Source organism: Pseudomonas sp. MDV22-iso1, assembly GCF_058145095.1.
In genome coordinates, this window is sequence record NZ_JBYVMF010000040.1 from 18,341 (window position 1) to 35,671 (window position 17,331).

15 protein-coding genes are annotated in these 17,331 nt (G+C 58.5%); 8 read left to right on the top strand and 7 right to left on the bottom strand.

Annotated features, from left to right (window positions below):
• Window positions 1-9 precede the first annotated feature (9 nt).
• The 5 genes from AC3ZVB_RS27735 to AC3ZVB_RS27755 are packed head-to-tail and all read right to left on the bottom strand — an operon-like array spanning window position 10 to window position 4,859.
• On the bottom strand, window positions 10-1,038 hold the full coding sequence (locus AC3ZVB_RS27735) for a polysaccharide biosynthesis/export family protein (RefSeq protein ID WP_490148336.1): 1,029 nt from the start codon (window positions 1,036-1,038) through the stop codon (window positions 10-12).
• Between the two features lie 22 nt (window positions 1,039-1,060).
• Window positions 1,061-1,708: a CpsD/CapB family tyrosine-protein kinase gene (locus AC3ZVB_RS27740; RefSeq protein WP_162439007.1), complete on the bottom strand. Its 648-nt coding sequence runs from the start codon at window positions 1,706-1,708 to the stop codon at window positions 1,061-1,063.
• Window positions 1,709-2,455 (bottom strand): sugar transferase, encoded by a 747-nt coding sequence (locus AC3ZVB_RS27745; protein WP_162439006.1) that lies wholly within the window; start codon window positions 2,453-2,455, stop codon window positions 1,709-1,711.
• On the bottom strand, window positions 2,452-3,510 hold the full coding sequence (locus AC3ZVB_RS27750; protein WP_162439005.1) for an NAD-dependent epimerase: 1,059 nt from the start codon (window positions 3,508-3,510) through the stop codon (window positions 2,452-2,454). Before AC3ZVB_RS27750 ends, AC3ZVB_RS27745 begins: the two co-directional genes overlap by 4 nt.
• Window positions 3,507-4,859, bottom strand: coding sequence for a UDP-glucose dehydrogenase family protein (locus AC3ZVB_RS27755; protein ID WP_162439004.1), 1,353 nt, complete (start codon window positions 4,857-4,859; stop codon window positions 3,507-3,509). Before AC3ZVB_RS27755 ends, AC3ZVB_RS27750 begins: the two co-directional genes overlap by 4 nt.
• 387 nt (window positions 4,860-5,246) lie before the next feature.
• Between AC3ZVB_RS27755 and AC3ZVB_RS27760 the strand changes: the two genes are divergently transcribed.
• Window positions 5,247-6,944, top strand: coding sequence for a sulfatase-like hydrolase/transferase (locus tag AC3ZVB_RS27760; RefSeq protein WP_490148337.1), 1,698 nt, complete (start codon window positions 5,247-5,249; stop codon window positions 6,942-6,944).
• 192 nt (window positions 6,945-7,136) lie between these two features.
• Here the strand turns inward: AC3ZVB_RS27760 and AC3ZVB_RS27765 are convergent, their stop codons facing one another.
• On the bottom strand, window positions 7,137-9,077 hold the full coding sequence (locus AC3ZVB_RS27765) for an acyltransferase family protein (protein ID WP_490148338.1): 1,941 nt from the start codon (window positions 9,075-9,077) through the stop codon (window positions 7,137-7,139).
• A gap of 329 nt (window positions 9,078-9,406) precedes the next feature.
• Here AC3ZVB_RS27765 and AC3ZVB_RS27770 point away from each other — a divergent pair, with 329 nt between their 5' ends.
• The 6 genes from AC3ZVB_RS27770 to AC3ZVB_RS27795 all read left to right on the top strand — a co-directional run bounded on the left by AC3ZVB_RS27770 (window position 9,407) and on the right by AC3ZVB_RS27795 (window position 14,788).
• Complete coding sequence (locus AC3ZVB_RS27770) at window positions 9,407-10,075, top strand: ABC transporter ATP-binding protein (protein WP_490148339.1); 669 nt, start codon at window positions 9,407-9,409, stop codon at window positions 10,073-10,075.
• A 1-nt stretch (window position 10,076) separates the two neighbouring features.
• On the top strand, window positions 10,077-12,548 hold the full coding sequence (locus AC3ZVB_RS27775; RefSeq protein ID WP_490148345.1) for an ABC transporter permease: 2,472 nt from the start codon (window positions 10,077-10,079) through the stop codon (window positions 12,546-12,548).
• Window positions 12,538-13,602, top strand: coding sequence for a lipocalin-like domain-containing protein (locus AC3ZVB_RS27780; RefSeq protein ID WP_490148340.1), 1,065 nt, complete (start codon window positions 12,538-12,540; stop codon window positions 13,600-13,602). The genes AC3ZVB_RS27775 and AC3ZVB_RS27780 overlap by 11 nt, the downstream gene beginning before the upstream one ends.
• 98 nt (window positions 13,603-13,700) lie before the next feature.
• Window positions 13,701-13,943 carry a hypothetical protein gene (locus AC3ZVB_RS27785; RefSeq protein WP_490148341.1) on the top strand — a complete coding sequence of 81 codons (243 nt, stop codon included), beginning with the start codon at window positions 13,701-13,703 and terminating at the stop codon, window positions 13,941-13,943.
• Between the two features lie 11 nt (window positions 13,944-13,954).
• Complete coding sequence (locus AC3ZVB_RS27790; RefSeq protein ID WP_178114340.1) at window positions 13,955-14,122, top strand: hypothetical protein; 168 nt, start codon at window positions 13,955-13,957, stop codon at window positions 14,120-14,122.
• A gap of 87 nt (window positions 14,123-14,209) precedes the next feature.
• A complete protein-coding gene (locus tag AC3ZVB_RS27795) occupies window positions 14,210-14,788 on the top strand; it encodes a hypothetical protein (protein ID WP_194691937.1) in 579 nt (192 codons plus the stop codon).
• A 353-nt stretch (window positions 14,789-15,141) separates the two neighbouring features.
• On the opposite strand, the gene AC3ZVB_RS27800 is transcribed toward AC3ZVB_RS27795, so the two are convergent.
• On the bottom strand, window positions 15,142-15,657 hold the full coding sequence (locus AC3ZVB_RS27800) for an Hcp family type VI secretion system effector (protein WP_490148342.1): 516 nt from the start codon (window positions 15,655-15,657) through the stop codon (window positions 15,142-15,144).
• A gap of 409 nt (window positions 15,658-16,066) precedes the next feature.
• Here AC3ZVB_RS27800 and AC3ZVB_RS27805 point away from each other — a divergent pair, with 409 nt between their 5' ends.
• Entirely contained in the window at window positions 16,067-16,744 is a 678-nt protein-coding gene (locus tag AC3ZVB_RS27805) for a type 1 glutamine amidotransferase domain-containing protein (protein WP_490148343.1), read from the top strand.
• Window positions 16,745-17,331: the final 587 nt, after the last annotated feature.

A 17,331-nucleotide genomic window follows, 5' to 3' on the forward strand; every position in this document is an offset into this window, starting at 1 on the left:
ACCTGAGAGTTAGTTGTCGTCGCCTTTATTGTCGACGCGGTAGCTGAAGCTCATGCCCACGCCCTGGAACAACACCACGTCTGCCAGTTGCCGTGCGAGCTCACCGGCGCTGGCCAGTTTGGTCTTGGGCACATACAGCATGTCGTCGGGTTGCAAGTAGGCGATCTGCGTTGCGTCACCGGACAACGCTTTTTCCACGTCGTAACTGTGCGCGGTCACCAGGTTGCCGTTGCGCCGCATGATCATCACCGAGTCCAGGCGCGCCTTGATCAACGAGCCTCGGGCCATGGTCAGGGCTTCGAGCACCGACACCGGGCGGCGAATCGGGTAGGCCCCCGGTTGGCCGACTTCACCCAGTACGTAGATTTCGTTACCCGCAGTGGACTTGAGCAGCACGTCCACGCTCATGCGACCCGGCAGGGTGGCGTAGCGTTTATTGAGGTAATTCTCCAGCTGAGTGACGGTCATGCCTTGCAGCGCCACGGAGCCTATTTCCGGGAAACTGGCGTAGCCGTCGGTGCCCACGGTGATATCCCGACTCATGCCGGTGCCCGGGTGGTTCAGTGAGCTTCTGAGGTTTTCTTCATTCGTCAGCGGGCTGAGAATGATCACTGACAGCTGGTTACGGTTGGGCTGGAACATCTGTTTGCGTTGATAGGCCTGCTGTATTTCATTGCGCGCTTGTTCGCGAGTCATGCCTTCGATTCTCACCGAGGTGTTCGCCCCTGGCAGTTCGATAGTGCCGTCGGGCAGCACCAACTGTTCGCCATTGAGCTGGCTGGCGGCTGTGAAGTTGAGGGCCACCCTGTCACCGGACTGCACGCGGTATGCCTCGGAACCGCTGGTGCTGATGCGAAAGATCACCTCCAGCACGTCTTTTGGTCGCAGGGTCTGCTCGGTCTTGGACATGTTCATGTCGGTGGCTTGAGCGTCGGACGGTGCGGCCGTGAGGATCTGCACCGGCATACTCTGGGTTTCGTTATGGCTGGAGCAGCCTGCAAGCGGCAGCAACAGCAGGACAAGCATCTTGGCGTTCATGTCGTCATCCTTTGGCGATTGCTTACAGGTTTTTGTAGAGCCATTTGGGCATGTAGTACTTGCGTCGGTTGAACACGCTGCCGACCAGTTTCGCTCCGGCTTGCGTCAGGCGCTGAACCGCGGCCTGGGCCACTTCCCAGCGCGTGTCTTCAGCGCGAACGACCATGATCACGCCGTCTACCTGGGTGCTGATGACCAGGGTGTCGGCGGCCGAATACACCGCGTCGCCGTCGATCACCACGAACCGGTACTGACTGCCCAACTCATCGAGCAACGGGCTCAGTGTTTCAGGCGTCAGGTGTTCGGCGCCCCGTGCAAACCTGCCGTTGGGCAAGACGTGAAAGGGCAGGCTGGAAACGTTCACCACACAGTCCTGCAACAACGGCGGGCTCTGGGTGTTGAACAACAGGTCGCGCAAACCACGCTCCTTGGACAGCCCCAGTTGTTGGGTCAGGTTGCTGGAGGACTGGCTGGCATCCACCAGCAGCACCTGCCCGCTGCTCATTTGCGCCAGTTGCGTGGCCAGCACCAGGGCGCTGGTGGTCGTGCCTGCGCCGGGGTTGGCGGCAGTCAGAAGCAGGATCCGCAGATCTTGATCGAGCACAGTCGAGGTCAGGTTGGACTCGCTCGGGTTTGCGATAGTCAGGCTTTTTGCAGTTGAACCGTCCATTTAACTCGCTCCGTGGCCGCTGAATACTTTGAAGGGGGTTTTCAACAGGATCTTCAGATCAAGCAGCAGGCTCTGCTCGGCGATATAGCTGAGGTCCAACTCAACGCGCTGGTCGAAGTCGATATTGCTGCGCCCGGAGATCTGCCAAAGGCCGGTCATGCCGGGGTAGATGCTCAGGCGTGCAAGGTGATTGTCTTTGTAGCGATAGGCGTTGAACGAAGTTGGCCGAGGGCCCACCAGGCGCATGTCGCCAGCCACTACATTGAACAGATTGGGCAATTCGTCGAGGCTGCTGCGCCGCAGAAAGCCACCAATACCGGTGATGCGCGGATCCTTGTCGATCTTGAAATCGATGGCGTCGGCCCCGTGCTTGTTCAGGTGACGCAAGGACTCTTTTAGCTCTTCGGCGTTAGCCACCATGGTGCGGAACTTGTACATGCCGAACGAACGGCCGCGGTAGCCGGTGCGTTTTTGCACGAACATCACCGGCCCTTTGCTGCTGAATTTGATCGCCAGTGCAAGGCCCAACATCAACGGCGAGATCAGCAGCAGAATCGCCAGCGCGCCGATGCAGGCAACCACCCGATTGGTGCGCGACAATGTCCAGGGCCGACCGCCGTCACGGCCGGACATCCAGCCGCGACCTTGCATGTGAATGGCCGCGTCCATCCGGATTCGGTGCTCGGGATCGAGGCGCTGGTCACGCCTGAGATTTTTGAGCGGTACACCTTTTTCATGTCCAGTCATGGATTCCTCCGCTGAAGTTCAGCCGCGAACGGCGCGTGGGCGATAGGCAGTGGGTAGTAATCGCGAAACCAGGCAATGAAGCGCCCAAGTCCCTCGTCCAGCTCGATCCGGGGCTGAAAACCTGTAGCCGTGGCCAGGTCACTGGCGTCGGCGCACGTGTTGAGCACGTCACCGGGTTGCAAGGGCAGTAACTCCACCACGGCTTTTTGGCCGAGGTGTTTTTCCAGGAGCGCCAGGTAATCCTTGAGCTCCACGGGGTGCTGCCCACCGATGTTGAAGATCCGCCACGGCGCCATGCTGCTGGCCGGATCCGGTGTTTCACGGTCCCATTGAGCATCGGCTTGCGGCGCACGATCGATCAGTCGGGCGATGCTCTCGATGATGTCGTCGATGTAGGTGAAGTCCCGCTGGTGTTCGCCGTAATTGAACAGCTTCAGCGGTGAGCCTTCGGCAATCGCCCGGGCGAACTGGATCGGCGACATGTCCGGCCGGCCCCAGGGACCGTACACGGTGAAAAAACGCAGACCGGTGCAGGGAATGCCGAACAGGTGGCTGTAACTGTGGGCCATCAGTTCGTTGGCTTTCTTGGTGGCGGCATACAGCGACAACGGGTGATTGACGCCGTCCTTGACCGAGTAAGGCGTGTGCTGATTGGCGCCATACACCGAACTCGACGAGGCGTAGATCAGGTGTTTGACCGGGTGCTGCCGGCAGCTTTCGAGGATGTTGAGAAAGCCGCTCAGATTGCTGTCGAGGTAAGCCCGGGGATTCTCCAGGGAGTAACGCACCCCGGCCTGAGCGGCGAGGTGGATGACCACTTCCGGTTGTTCACGGACAAACAGAGACTCGATGGCCGAGGCGTCGGCCAGGTCAATCTTTGCGAGCTGGAAACGGCCAGCCTGCTCCTGCACCCAAGCGACGCGATCGTGCTTGAGTTGCGGGTCGTAGTAGTCATTGAAATTGTCCAGGCCGCACACCTGATGCCCGTCGCGAAGCAGCCGCAACACACAGTGGGCACCGATGAAGCCTGCGGCTCCGGTCACCAGTATCTTCATGGGCGCGGCCCCTGGGGCACGACGTGCCGCAGTCCGATGCCGCTGTAATGCAGACCGGCTGCCGCAACGTGTTCAGGGTTGTAGAGGTTGCGCCCGTCAACGATCACCCGCGAGCGCAGTTTGCTGGCCAGCAGTTCGAAGTCCACCACGCGGAAGTTTTTCCATTCGGTGCAGATCACCAGCGCGTCGGCGTCTTCCAGGGTGTCATCACGGGTCGCGCACAGGTGCAGGTCCTTGCGATAGCCGTAGATGCGTCGGCACTCGGACATGGCTTCCGGATCGTAGGCCTGTACGCTTGCGCCTTCGGCCCACAGTGCATCCATCAGATAACGGCTGGGTGCTTCGCGCATGTCATCGGTATTGGGTTTGAACGCCAGGCCCCAGAGCGCGATGGACTTACCGGCCAGTCCGCCAGGGAACTGCGCTTTGAGTTTGCTGAACAGGATATGGCGCTGGCTGTCGTTGACGTCGGTGACGCTGCGCAACAAACGCAGAGGCATGCCGTTGTGTTCGGCGGTATGGAGCAGGGCGCGCAGGTCCTTGGGGAAGCACGAACCGCCGAAGCCGCATCCAGGGTAGATAAAGTGATAGCCAATGCGCGGGTCCGAGCCGATGCCCTTGCGCACGGCTTCGATGTCCGCCCCCAGCAACTCGGTGAGGTTGGCCAGCTCGTTCATGAAACTGATACGGGTGGCGAGCATTGCGTTGGCTGCGTACTTGGTCAGCTCGGCACTGCGGTTGTCCATGAACATGATTTTTTCATGGTTGCGGCAGAAGGGCGCGTAGAGCTCGCTGAGCTGTTCGCGTGCCTGATCGTCGTCGGTGCCGACAATGATCCGGTCCGGACGCATGCAGTCGGCCAGTGCACTGCCTTCCTTGAGGAACTCGGGATTGGACACCACCCGCACGTTCAAGGACGCCTTGCCCCGGCGCTGCAGTTCTTCGTTGGCGGCGGCCGTCACCTGGTCCGCGGTGCCGACCGGCACGGTGGACTTGATGATGAAGGTGCGATCGGCCTCCATGAAGCTGGCGATCTGCCGGGCGACATTCAGGACATGGCTGAGGTCGGCGGAGCCGTCTTCATCGGCAGGCGTACCGACCGCGATGAAAATCAGTTCGGCATGTTCGACCGCATCGCTGGCCTGGGTCGTGAATAACAAACGACCGGCTTTAATGTTTTCTTCCAGCGTGCTGGAGAGTCCCGGTTCACTAATGGGCGGTACTGCTTGCTGCAGTTGCCTGATTTTATTCGGGTCAATATCGACACATAAGACACGATGTCCGACATCGGCCAGTGCCGCTGCTTGTATCAGGCCAACATAGCCCGTACCAAATACGCTCACGTCCATATTGGCGTGCCTCGTAAGACGGTTGAGAGATCAAAATGAGACTGTCAAAAGGGGTATAGCCCAGCCGTGGAAAACCGTGTCAGCAAAATGACGTGTTGCAGTCGTAAGACATCCCCGATTTTGGGGGCTATTTGCCATCAAGTGCTTGCCACCGCTGGATTTGCCGCGGTTTTGAAGGGTTTGAGCGAGTTTCAAGAAAGCGATAAACGGTCATTGAGCGTTTTCGCCGAGTGTCGGAAGGGCTTGAGTGTGTCAGATTTGAGTCAACAATTTTTTGACGCTTTACTCAAATGTCCGACATTTCTTGCGATTTGATGGCCCGGTGCTAGTGTCAAAAAATGGCCGACAATCTATTGGCCAAAAGTCCAGCCGGCGAATGGAAATACAATGATTCGATACCTCAAAGAATTGCTGTTACTGCTGTATCTTTTAAAGAATTACGACTATTACCTCGAACGACTCAGCGCCATGGGAATCGGTATTCCTGTGTTGCTGTTTGGCGGAATGTTTGTCGCGTTAACGATTGCGTTATTTATGACAGCGTACATTCGCCAGACGTTGATCCGGCACGTGTTTGCCTTGGCGATGTTCAGCTCTGCAGTTTTTTTCGACGTCTATACGCGGGTCACGGCTGACTACCTGACGTACAGCGGCTTCGTGTCCATGGTGTATTCCGGCGGCTTCATTCAGGAAGCGGTGTATCAGTACCGCGACGCGATCATCAGCGCAGTGCTGGGTGGTCTGCTGCTGTTGTTCGGGATCGGGCTTAAACCGCGTCGGCGGATGCCGTTGCCGGGCGCCTTGTTGGTGGCTGCGCCGGTCATCGGGGTGTTTGTACTTAGCTCGGTGCTGTTTATAAGGGCCGGCGAGGGCGCCCGGGGCCTGCCGATCATGTACACGCCGTTGGCTTACCTGAACCTGTTTGCCTATGAGTCGCTGCATAACACGGTCGGCCCGCGTGAGCCGGTGAATCTGGCGCGTGTGGATCAACCGGTGGGCCACGACATTGTGCTGATCATTGATGAAAGCATTTCCGGCAACTACCTGGACATCAATGCGCCGTTCGGTGTGAACAGCAATCTCAAGGAGCCGCGCCCTGGCGTCGATATTTTCAATTACGGCTATGCCGCTTCCATAGCCAATTGCAGTGCCGACACCAACATCACCCTGCGTTACGGCGGTACCAGGGCTGATTACGTTCGCATCAACAGCACCTTGCCTTCTATTTGGCAGTACGCGAAAAAGGCCGGACTGCGTACTGTTTATATCGACGCCCAGCGCACGGGCGGCAACCTGCAGAACCTGATGAACGACACCGAAATGAAAGACATTGATAAGTTCGTGCAATTCGACCAGACCAGTGTGCGTGACCGCGACATGGCTGCAGCCGCGAAATTGATCGAACTGCTCAACGACAACACGTCCGAATTGGTGGTGATCAACAAAGTGGGGGCGCATTTTCCGGTCCACGACAAGTACCCCGATGCCTTCATGGCCTACCGTCCAACCTTGCCTCGCGGGAAGTTTGTCGAAGTCGCGGACACGGGCACGCGGGATGGCTTCAATGGTCAGCCGGACGACTGGTTGCTGTATCGCAATGCTTACAAGAACACCGTGCTGTGGAACGTCGGGGAGTTTTTCTCAAGAATTTTTGCTCAAGCCAATCTGAATAACGCAGTGCTGATCTATACCTCGGACCATGGGCAGGATCTGCACGAGCGAGGTAACCCCGGATTGAATACGCACTGTGGTGGCGATCCGGTGGAGGAAGAGGGGTTGGTGCCGTTGGTAGTGATCCAGGGCAGCGGGTTGAAAACGCTTGATTGGCAGGCGCAACTGGCCGGCAACAAGGATCGTTCCAGCCACTACAACATCTTCCCGACGCTGCTGCAGCTGATGGGTTACGACCTTGCGGGGATCGAGGCGGTGTATGGCAACTCGTTAAGCGTGCCGACGGCAGACGATTTCACTTTCAACTACCGCTTCAACGCACGGTTGGGGGCAAAGCCTCAATGGAAGCATATCGATCTGAACAGCATCGTGACGCCGTCGCAGTCAACGACGAATGTGGCGGTGGGTGAATGAGGTAAACAGCAAAGAATCGCAGCCGGTCTGAAATAACCACCTGCTCCAGCACGCCAGGCTGGAACAAGTGCTCGGCCCGGCAGCGGCCATAGTTACTTGCCCAGTTACTTCGTCGCGGGCGCTGTTCACTTACCGTCTCGGTAGAGCGTTACCGCCGAAGCAATGGCAAGATCAAAAGATCGCAGCCCCGTTTCAATTCGCAACCGTCGCACCCAGTCCCGCCTCGGCCGTACGCGGGGATGCCATCGGATCATGCAACAGCGAATACCCGCGCTCCAGCAACGTGTGGCCAATGAACTGCGAACCCACTTCATTCAAGTGCGAATCGTCCAGGTACAACAACTGCCCCTGGATGATCGGACTGCAAACACCCGCTGGGCAAATCACCTGATTAGGATCGATAAAACGTACCTGCGGAAATTTTGCCCGCACTTGCGCCCAGTAAGAGGGCAGTGCGCTTTGGCTGACCGAGCAATCACGGTCGGTGCCGAACATCAGACGACGGATCGGGCAGCTTGCGGCTTTTTCAATGTGCTGATTGCTCAGAATGACGATCACCTCACCGCTGTTATCCACCGCCCGCTTGATACTCGCCTCGACGATGTCCTTGGCAATGGCGTCCCTGGGCCAGATGGCCGCCATGATCACGTAGGGGTACTTGTTCTGCTCGATCATGCTGAAAACCCGTTCGTTGCGTTTTGCACAATGGGCTGCGTACACCGGTGGCATGTCGGCGGTGTAGCCGATGATCGGCGGGCAGGAGTCCATGGTGTAATCCATGATCGAGAGGTTGTCGGGTTTAGCCAGGATATCGACCATGCCGGTAAAGTGGTTGGCAAACGAATCACCAATCATGATGCCGTCCAGCCCTTCTTTTTTTGCGCCCAAACGACAGTGCTCATTGGGCTCGGTGCTGTACAACGCATTGGGCACGTGGCAACCGCTACGGATTTCACTGGGTTTTTTCAGGGTCATCGCTTCCAGTTCCGCAACCCCAGGGCTGAAGCGCTGCGGGAAGCCGTTGAACACAACGCTCAGCCCTGCCAATGCGGCCAATCCCAGGGCCGGAAGGGCAAATCGACGAACGAAGACCTGCGAGAAGTGCCACGTTGCTCCGCCGCGCCGAAACGGCACTTCGACGTAGCGCCAGGACAACCACGAGAGCAGGATCGATACCGCAATCAGCATGCCCCCGACCGGCAGATTGATCGGAATTTCCAGATAATTCAGGTACGCGATCAGCGGCCAGTGCCACAAATACAGTGAATAGGAAATCAAGCCGATGAACACCATTGGCCGGCTCGTGAGCAAGCGCGAGCGCATGTCACCGCTGCCGGCCAGAATCAACAGCGCGGCGCCCAGGCACGGGATCAGGGCATTGAGGCCGGGGAATGTGGAGCCGGCGTTCAAGGCAAACAACGAAAAACCGATCAGCAGGTAGCCCGTCAGCGCAAAACCATGTGCCGCCAGCTTACCGATGATCCGCGGCTGATGCAGGTAGATCCCCAGCAGCCCGCCCAGCATCAGTTCGAAGAACCGCGTCGGCAGCAGGTAATAGGCGGCCGTCGCGAAAATCCCGGTCGCGTATTCGGACGCGGCCACCGCGAGCACCACGCCAACGGCCAGAACCGGCAGCACATAACGCGGCGCCAGGCGGTAAAGCAAGACGATGAACAGCGGCCAGATCACGTAGAACTGCTCTTCAATCCCCAGCGACCAGGTATGCAGCAGGGGCGCCTCGCTGGCGTCGGCGGCGAAGTAGTTGCCGTACTTGACCCAGATATAGACATTGGACACACCCAACAAAGAAAGCAGGGCGCTGACGTTGAGCCGGATCAGGTCGACCGGAGAAAGAATGAAAGCCCCGACAATCACGGTCGCCAGCAGTACCGTAGCCAATGCGGGAACGATGCGATTGATGCGTCGCTGATAAAAGGACTTCAGCGAGAACGCATTGCGCTTGACCTCGGAAAAGACCTGGGAGGTGATGAGGAAACCTGAGATGACAAAGAAGATATCGACGCCCACGTATCCGCCTGGGAGCAGGCTGGTATTGAGGTGATGCAACAGCACTGCGATGACCGCCACAGCCCGCAAGCCATCAATGTCGGAACGGTATTTGCCTTGAGTCATGCGCCTGAACATCCCTTAGCTGAAGCTATCCATAGACGTCCGACCCGTGACACTCGCTGTCAAGATTTTGGACACGTACCCCACTTGTCATTTGTAGCTGGAAAATGGCTGTTCGCAATGTAAAAAAGCAAAAGATCACAGGGCGCCGCAGCGCCTGTAGAAATACCTGATCCTGCTGTAGGTGCTGCGGCACGAAAACATCATCTGAGCGGTTTTTTGGCGTCATTAAATAGAACTGCGCTCCGCAGATACCCCGGCAGCAATCGTCACCGGACAAACACCCTGCATGGCCGCTATCCTTTGCCCACGCTCATCGAACGGGTTCACCCATGCTCGAAGTCCACGGTGTCTTCAAAAGCTATGCCACGCCGCAAGGCCCGTTGCCGGTCCTGCAAGGCGTTGACCTGACGTTGAAACCGGGCAGCAGCCTGGCGCTGATGGGTGAGTCGGGCAGCGGCAAAAGCACGTTGCTGCACCTGATTGCGGGGCTGGACAAGGTCGATCGCGGCAGTATTCGCAGCGGCGAGCATCAGCTGGACCAGATGAACGAAGGGCAATTGGCGAACTGGCGCCGCACCGAAATCGGCCTGGTGTTCCAGCAGTTCAACCTGATCGGCAGCCTGCGCGTGGAAGACAACCTGGCGTTTCAGGCGCGCCTGGCCGGGCGTCATGATCCGCGCTGGCAAGCACATCTGGTGCAGCGCCTGGGTTTGCAGGCGTTGCTGCGCCGGTACCCGGAACAGTTGTCCGGCGGGCAACAGCAGAGGGTCGCGCTGGGTCGCGCGCTGGCGTCACAGCCCAGGCTGCTGCTGGCCGATGAACCTACCGGCAGCCTGGACGAAGCCACCAGCGATGAAGTGTTGAAGCTGCTGCTGGAGCTCATCGACGACAGCCCCACGACGTTGTTGATGGTCACGCACAGCCCTCGGGTGGCGGCGCGGCTGGCCGAGAAAGTGGTGCTGCACCGTGGCCGCCTGGTCGGCGCGGACGAGCGCTGAGGTGCGGGTTTTCCGCGAGACGTTACGGGCTCTGCTGAGTCATTGGCGGCAGCACCCGGTGCAGTTTTTCAGCGTGCTGACCGGGCTCTGGCTCGCGACCAGCTTGCTCACTGGCGTGCAGGCCCTGAACAGTCAGGCGCGGGAAAGCTATGCCCGGGCCAGCCAGTTAATCGGTGGTGAGCCCCAAGCCAGTCTCAGTGCACCCAACGGTGCCACTTTTTCCCAACAGGTGTTTGTCGACTTGCGGCGCGCCGGATGGCCGGTGTCTCCGGTGCTGCAAGGCAGGGTGGTACTCAAGGGGCATGAAGATCAGCGCTTGCAGCTGATGGGCATCGAGCCGATTTCGTTGCCCGCGGGGTCGGCCGTGGCCGGGCAGGCATTGGCGATTGAGCAGATCGTCGGTTTTTTTACTCCGCCGGGCAGTACCTGGATCTCGCCCCAGACGTTGCAGGCGCTGGGTTTTCGAGAGGGTGATCGGCCGGTCAGTACCACCGGTCAGTCCTTGCCGCCGATGCTCGCGCAGACGGACATGGCCCCCGGTGTGTTGCTGGTGGACATCGGGTTCGCCCAGCAGATTCTCGAACAACCGGATCAACTGTCGCGGCTGCTGTTGCCGAAGGATTTCAGTGCGCCGCTGCCCGATCAATTCAAAGGTCAGCTGCAGCTCAAGACCAGTGGCGAAGAGAACAACCTCGCGCGGCTGACCGAGAGTTTTCACCTGAACCTCGATGCCTTGGGTTTTCTGTCATTCGTGGTCGGCCTGTTCATTGTCCACGCCGCGATTGGCCTGGCACTGGAGCAGCGTCGGGGGTTGCTCAGGACTCTGCGCGCTTGTGGGGTCAGTGCAAGGATGTTGATCGCCTGCCTGATCGTTGAACTGGGTGTTCTGGCGTTGATCGGCGGAGTGGCCGGGGTCGTCAGTGGGTACTTGCTGGCGAGTGTGCTATTGCCGGATGTCGTTGCCAGTCTGCGCGGGTTATATGGCGCGGAGGTCGCGGGGCAGTTGAGCCTGAGTGCCGGGTGGTGGATCAGCGGGGTGGGCCTGAGTCTGCTGGGGGCCCTGTTGGCCGGCGGCAACAGCCTGCTGCGGGCGGCGCGTTTGCCGTTGTTGGCGTTGGCCGATCCGCAAGCCTGGCACCAGGCGCATGCACGGTGGTTGCGGCGCCAGGCCTGGGTGGCCGCCACGGCTCTGGTGATCGCGCTGCTGGCGTTGATCTTCGGTGACAGCCTGGCCGCCGGTTTCGTGTTGATGGGAACGCTGTTGATCGGCGCCGCGCTGGCACTGCCGGTGGTACTCAATGCGGTCTTGAATGGCGCATTGCGCCGCAGTCGTTCGGTGCTCGGTCAGTGGTTTCTCGCCGACTGCCGTCAGCAACTGCCGGCCCTCAGCCTGGCGCTGATGGCGTTACTGCTGGCGCTGGCGGCGAACATCGGCGCGGGCAGCATGACCGCCGGTTTTCGCGAGACATTCAGTGATTGGCTGGAACAACGGCTCACCGCCGAGCTGTACCTGAACCCGCAAAGCCCGGCCCAGGCCAGGGAGCTGCAGAGCTGGCTCAAACACCAGCCACAGGTCAGCGTGGTATTGCCGAACTGGCAGGTTTCGGTTCAGTTGCAGGGCTGGCCGGCAGATGTTTTCGGCGTGATCGATCACCCGACCTATCGTCAGCATTGGCCGCTGCTGGAGTCCTTGGGCGACGATCCCTGGGGGCGCCTGGCCAGTGATGACGCGCTGATGCTCAGCGAACAGCTTGCGCGGCGGTTAAAGGTGCGGCTTGGCGATCACTTGACGATTGCGACGCCAAGCGGTCAGTGGTCGCCGCGTATCGTCGGAATCTACGCCGACTATGGCAACCCCAAGGGCCACCTGCTGGTCAACGTCGATCACTTGCTGCGCGGCTGGCCGCAGCTTACGCCCAACCGGTTCAACCTGCGCATCGAACCGGCCTCGATCCCGACGTTTTTAACCGCGCTCCAGGCACGCTTTGCCATGGATGACAGTCGCATCGTCGATCAGGCCCGGCTCAAGGGCTGGTCTACCCAGGTCTTCGAGCGGACGTTTGCGGCGACGGCGGCGCTTAATAGCCTGACCCTGGCCGTCGCCGGGGTGGCCTTGTTCATCAGCCTGCTGACCCAGAGCCAGAGTCGCCTCGGGCAACTCGCTCCCCTGTGGGCGCTGGGTGTAACGCGACACCAATTGATGCTGCTCAATCTCGGGCAGACCTGGCTGCTGGCGGTGTTGACGCTGGTGCTGGCGTTGCCTTTGGGGATTGCGCTGGCGTGGTGCCTGGACACGGTCATCAACGTTCAGGCGTTTGGCTGGCGTTTACCTTTGCGGGTGTTTCCATTGCAGCTGTTGCAGTTGATGGGGCTGGCATTGCTGGCGACGTTGCTTGCATCGGCATGGCCGTTGTATTCGTTGTATCGCACGCAACCGGCGGATCTGCTGAGGACGTTTGCTCATGAAGATTAGGCTCGCGGTGCTGCTTCTGATGGTATTGAGTGGCTGCGACAATTCGGTGCCGGTGGAGAAGGGCTTCGCGGGGCTGGGGGGGAGCGCCGCTGCTTTTTCGCCCGTCGTGCCCGGCCGCGTTTTCAGCTTCCCGGCGGATCACGGTCCCCATGACGGGTTTCGGATCGAATGGTGGTACGTCACCGCCAACCTCAAGGACGATCAGGGGCGTGAGTTCGGTGTGCAGTGGACACTGTTTCGCAGTGCGTTGAATGCCGGTCCGACGGCGGCGGGGTGGGCCAGTCAAGTGATCTGGCTGGGGCATGCAGCGGTGACATCGGCGACGGCTCATCACGCGGCCGAGCGTTATGCGCGCGGTGGTGTCGGTCAGGCGGGCGTCAGTCCTGCGCCATTCTCTGCCTGGATCGACGACTGGCGCTTCAGCAGCCAGGGGCCTGACACGCTGACCGACCTGCAACTGAGCGCGCAGGACAAGGGCTTCAGCTATCAACTGCGGCTGACGTCTACCGGGCCGTTGGTGCTGCAGGGTGATCAGGGTTTCAGCCAGAAATCCGAACAGGGACAAGCGTCGTACTACTATAGCCAGCCGTTTTTCCAGGCCAGCGGAACGCTGCAAATCGATGGCAAGCGCTATCAGGTCAGCGGCCCGGCGTGGCTGGATCGCGAATGGAGCAGCCAACCCTTGACCGCCAATCAGACGGGCTGGGACTGGTTCTCCCTGCACCTCGACAGCGGCGAACACGTCATGCTCTATCGCATGCGTCAGCGGGATGGCGAACCCTACGTCACCGGTACCTGGATCGATGCTCAGGGCCGCACACAACCGTTGCACGCCAGCGATATCAGCCTTACGCCGCAAGACACCGCCACCGTTGCCGGACGGTCAATGCCGGTGCGCTGGTCGATCAGGATACCCGGCAAAAACCTCGACATTTCCCTCTCGGCGCTCAATTCCGATGCGTGGATGGACCTGCGTATTCCCTATTGGGAAGGACCGGTGCGGTTGAGCGGTAGCCAGGGCGGACAGGGGTATTTGGAGATGACCGGGTATTGAAGTCGACACGTCGCCCGTTACGCCTGCGCCTGGCTGATCTTTTGAACTCCAGTCCACCGCAACCCTCTACCGAACGAATACCCGGCAGGAAACCCTTCATGAGCGACGATCTCAAGTTACCCGACCTCGATTCATGGCACCGGCTGTTCGAGGACAAGGCCTATTGGCAGCAATCCCCCGACGCCCATTACAGTGACCTTCTGCGCATTGCGGATGACTTGTTGGGGCAGGGTGCCATTGACCTTGAGCAGTGGCGGGGCTTGAAAGAAAAGGCGGAGCAATCCCACAAGGACTCGCCCCAGGTGAATGTCGCCGAGGAAGTCGACGATCCCGAGGCTTGAGGAGACAGGCGATGAAACCGATATCGAAAGACGAACACCCTGACGAACCGCGTCCACCCGGAGAAGTCGAGCGCGACAACGACGCCTTGCGTCCAACGGATCCGAAGCGGCGAGAGGAAAGCGGCAAGGGCACGACCAGCGGCGAATCCACGGCGCAAGAAACTGCGAACACTCCCTGATCAGCGTCTATGCTGATGGACACAAACGGCGCTGGACGCGGGTTCAGCGCCTTTTGTTGCCTCCAATTCACAGGGAAAGTACGACTTATGAAACTTCACGCACTCGCCAAAGCCATGACCCTTGCAACGCTGATGTCTGCTGCCAGCTTCAGCGCCCTGGCTGCAGACATCCCGCTGTCCGAAGTTGTGATTGCCGACCAGGTTGATACCAAAGTGGTGTCGGTTGATGCCCCAAATCACCAGGTTGTGCTTGAAGGTCCCCAAGGTCATCAAGTCCATGTGCAGCTGACGGACCAGGCCAAGGACCTGGGTAATCTCAAGCCCGGCGATAAAGTCAACATTGCGGTTGTACGCTCGGTTGCCGCTTACCTGGACACTGACGTTGATAAGGGCTTGCCAGGTTCACTTGAGCGAGAGGGTGTAAATCGCGCCACCAAGGACAACCCGAATCCGGGTGGTGAAGCGTACCGTCAGGTTCAGGTTCAGCTGCAAATCACCAAGATTGATGTCAAAAACAATCAGGTGACTTTCAAGGGACCGGCCGGTGAATCCAAAACCGTGAATGTCGTTCGGCCTGAAGTACAGGCAAAACTGAAGGATTTGAAAGTTGGGCAGAGTGTGGTCGTTACCTATACGGATGTCTTGAAAGTCACCACGACTCGTTGAGTTGGCCGATACATACAGGATGGATTGTGTTTGGCGAGAGTTCGTCAAACACAATCAATTCTGATGATCGAACCAGTGAGTTTTAAAAGTGTGTCGGGATAATATTTTGGGTGACATTTTATTAAACATTGTGTCGATAAATTTCATCTTCTTAAACACGGACATTGTCGCCGGCTTCAATTAAAATTCACCCGTTCGCCCAGTGTCATGACTCTTTACCAGTGCATGGATTGCCGAGGTCATCATACTGGGCGGGCACCTGATATAAGGCTTTACAAGAAAAAAAGGGCGACCACAGGGTCGCCCTTTTTTGTTGAAAAATAAAAGAGCAGAAGCAAACAAATGGTTTGTCTTCAGTCTTGTTTCACTTTACGCCAGTCATCCGAACCCGAAGTGCCGCAGACCTCATGCGTCCAGGTAATTTTTCGATAGGCGAAATGCACGTCCTCCAGATGAGTGAAGTGCGAATTCGAAGGGTCCTGGCAGTTGTGCATATAGTCTTTGATATGAACGATGACCGCATCTTCAAGGGTAGTGGTGTAGTAGTGCTCTGGTTTGCTGCTCGTGGTGCGGTACCACTTGATTGTTATAGAAGTCAGTTTCTCGCCGGTGGTGAGGGCTTGAAGGAGTAGCGGGGAGCATTTGTCGAATACTTTTGTAATCATGAGCGGCAAGTGAACCCGCGGACCGGTTGGCTGGCCGGACTGGGGATCTCGCGGAATGGTGACTTCATGGCTGAAGGCTTGAACCATGAACTCGTCTTCGTGACCCTCCTGGTAGCTGTTGCCAACGGACTGAGAGGTAAAAGTACCTTCCGTAATCTTGCCCTGCGTCTCGCCAATGATGGACATGTATGCGGGTGTAGCCATGGGTGCTTTCCTTACTAACTGAGTGGTGGAGCCTCAAGGCGAAACTCGCCGAAGGGCGAAAAGCAGTTAACAAGCGCTGTGCCAATATTAAAAAATATATATAAATCAAATAGATACATGTTTTTATCATTTTCTGTAGTGATTGTTCATGATGTTCTCAAGCGAAGACGTGCAGAAACCTGCGCGAACGCCCGTCAAACCTTGCACATGCTTCTGAAGGACGCTTCGTACGCCATGATCAGCAAAACAGCAGGTTTATTGTGCAGGCGAGTGCGCAATGGCTTGCTCGCCAGGTTTGACGGCTTGGACGCCGAAGCCGGCTGCAACGAACCGACATTCCCTGTGGTCAATGAAAAGGCAAACCGCGCCTTCGCGCATTCGAATAGCCCTGACCTGGAGTGTGCACGACATGAAAATCCTGATGGTTCTAACGTCCCACGATCAATTGGGTGACACGGGCAAGAAGACCGGCTTCTGGCTGGAGGAATTCGCCGCGCCTTACTACGCGTTCAAGGACGCCGGTGCCCAGCTGACCCTTGTTTCGCCCAAGGGTGGTCAGCCGCCACTGGACCCTAAAAGTGATGAGCCAGATGCGCAAACGGCGGCCACCGAGCGCTTCCGCAAAGATTCTGCGGCGCAGTCGGCCTTGGCCTCGACGGCATTGCTCAGCAGTGTGCGAGCTGAAGACTACGATGGGGTTTTCTATCCGGGCGGCCATGGTCCGTTGTGGGATCTGGCGGAAGACAAGGTTTCCATCGCGCTGATCGAGGCGTTTTACGCGGCGGGTAAACCGGTTGCGGCGGTCTGTCATGCGCCGGGTGTGTTGCGTCATGTGAAGGGTGATGATGGGCAGCCGCTGGTTAAAGGCAAGCGCGTGACAGGGTTTACCAACAGTGAGGAGGAGGCGGTGCAGTTGACGAATGTGGTGCCGTTTCTGGTGGAGGATGTGCTCAAGGCCATTGGCGGGATTTATTCGAAGGGTGATGATTGGGCGAGTTATGTGGTGACTGATGGTTTGCTGCTGACCGGGCAGAATCCGGCGTCTTCGGAGGCGGTGGCTGCGGCGTTGTTGGCTAAGTTGAAGTAGATCAAAAGATCGCGGCCTGCGGCAGCTCCTGCATGAATTGCAAACGCAGGGGCTGGCGTGTAGCGAGGACGACTTACAGATCCTGGTTACTGTAGGAGCAAAGCTTGCTCGCGATGGCGCCCTGACAGCCGACAAGTATTTCCCTGACGCTCCCGGATCAAACTATGGGAACTGGCCTGCCGGCGATCGCGGCCTCTTAGCCGACGAGTATTCCACTGATGTACCCGGATCAAACTGTGGGAGCTGGCTTGCCGGCGATGACGGCCTGATCGGCGGTGAGATTCTTGCTGGTGTACATATCCATTCCTGCGGTCACGGCTGCTATTGGTTTCGCCCTTACGGCGAGTCACTTGGAAGAGCGCCAAGTAACCAAACGCTCTTGCCCCTTTCGTCCGGTGCCTCGCCTGGGCTCGGCATACCCTCACTCCGGTCCTGCTTCGTGGGCCCGCCGCGATCGGCCATCCATGGCCGTGCGCGGCTAACCCGGCATCCATGCCGGGTTGCCCACTGCGCAGAACCTGCGCTCGGCCTACCGATGGGGCAAGAAGATCAAAAGCAGATCAAAAGCCAAAGCGAGGCGGCCTGAC

What these genes read in the sequence shown, in the direction of transcription:
- AC3ZVB_RS27735 (WP_490148336.1), bottom strand. Translation starts at nt 1,038, where the DNA reads ATGAACGCCAAGATGCTTGTCCTGCTGTTGCTGCCGCTTGCAGGCTGC.
- AC3ZVB_RS27740 (WP_162439007.1), bottom strand. Translation starts at nt 1,708, where the DNA reads ATGGACGGTTCAACTGCAAAAAGCCTGACTATCGCAAACCCGAGCGAG.
- AC3ZVB_RS27745 (WP_162439006.1), bottom strand. Translation starts at nt 2,455, where the DNA reads ATGACTGGACATGAAAAAGGTGTACCGCTCAAAAATCTCAGGCGTGAC.
- AC3ZVB_RS27750 (WP_162439005.1), bottom strand. Translation starts at nt 3,510, where the DNA reads ATGAAGATACTGGTGACCGGAGCCGCAGGCTTCATCGGTGCCCACTGT.
- AC3ZVB_RS27755 (WP_162439004.1), bottom strand. Translation starts at nt 4,859, where the DNA reads ATGGACGTGAGCGTATTTGGTACGGGCTATGTTGGCCTGATACAAGCA.
- AC3ZVB_RS27760 (WP_490148337.1), top strand. Translation starts at nt 5,247, where the DNA reads ATGATTCGATACCTCAAAGAATTGCTGTTACTGCTGTATCTTTTAAAG.
- AC3ZVB_RS27765 (WP_490148338.1), bottom strand. Translation starts at nt 9,077, where the DNA reads ATGACTCAAGGCAAATACCGTTCCGACATTGATGGCTTGCGGGCTGTG.
- AC3ZVB_RS27770 (WP_490148339.1), top strand. Translation starts at nt 9,407, where the DNA reads ATGCTCGAAGTCCACGGTGTCTTCAAAAGCTATGCCACGCCGCAAGGC.
- AC3ZVB_RS27780 (WP_490148340.1), top strand. Translation starts at nt 12,538, where the DNA reads ATGAAGATTAGGCTCGCGGTGCTGCTTCTGATGGTATTGAGTGGCTGC.
- AC3ZVB_RS27785 (WP_490148341.1), top strand. Translation starts at nt 13,701, where the DNA reads ATGAGCGACGATCTCAAGTTACCCGACCTCGATTCATGGCACCGGCTG.
- AC3ZVB_RS27790 (WP_178114340.1), top strand. Translation starts at nt 13,955, where the DNA reads ATGAAACCGATATCGAAAGACGAACACCCTGACGAACCGCGTCCACCC.
- AC3ZVB_RS27795 (WP_194691937.1), top strand. Translation starts at nt 14,210, where the DNA reads ATGAAACTTCACGCACTCGCCAAAGCCATGACCCTTGCAACGCTGATG.
- AC3ZVB_RS27800 (WP_490148342.1), bottom strand. Translation starts at nt 15,657, where the DNA reads ATGGCTACACCCGCATACATGTCCATCATTGGCGAGACGCAGGGCAAG.
- AC3ZVB_RS27805 (WP_490148343.1), top strand. Translation starts at nt 16,067, where the DNA reads ATGAAAATCCTGATGGTTCTAACGTCCCACGATCAATTGGGTGACACG.